Origin of the sequence: Colwellia ponticola (genome assembly GCF_005885605.1) — a bacterium.
In the GTDB taxonomy this organism is placed as follows: Bacteria; Pseudomonadota; Gammaproteobacteria; order Enterobacterales; family Alteromonadaceae; genus Colwellia; species Colwellia ponticola.
In genome coordinates, this window is sequence record NZ_SZVP01000080.1 from 1 (window position 1) to 475 (window position 475).

Genomic DNA, 475 nt, shown 5'->3' on the forward strand with positions numbered 1-475 from the left:
GACGCGTTTCACTTCTTCAGTTTCCAGCGCACGTGGAGCGCTGGGCTGCACCGGGCCAGCTTTGCCAGGTTCGATCCAGGCATACACCGTGGTGTCCACCGCAGGCACCTTGCCCGAGGAGACCGGCACTATGCCGTGTACCGAGGTGTGGGACATACGGCCTACGTGCCAGAGCTGCGCAAAAATCTTCCCGCCCTTGGCGTGCACCGCGTCAGTCACTTTGCGCCAGCCTGGCAAATGCACATCTTCGTAAATGCCTGGGGTATAAAGATAGCCGCGAGCCTCATCGGAAATAGGCAGGCCCTCGGTAATCAGCAAGCCGGCAGAAGCTCGTTGTGCGTAGTAAAGCGCGTTGGATTCATTCGGAATGTTGTTCAAGGTTCGGGTGCGAGTCATGGGGGCCATGACAACGCGGTTTTTCAAAGGAGTACCGGCTAGATCGTAAGGAGTGAACAGCTTATTCATGATTAATCTC

1 protein-coding gene is annotated in these 475 nt (G+C 56.4%); it reads right to left on the reverse strand.

From position 1 onward, the window contains the following. Window positions 1-465 (reverse strand): oxidoreductase (locus FCS21_RS15930; protein WP_442548487.1); only part of this gene is annotated, 465 nt, incomplete at its 3' end. Between the last annotated feature and the right edge of the window lie 10 nt (window positions 466-475).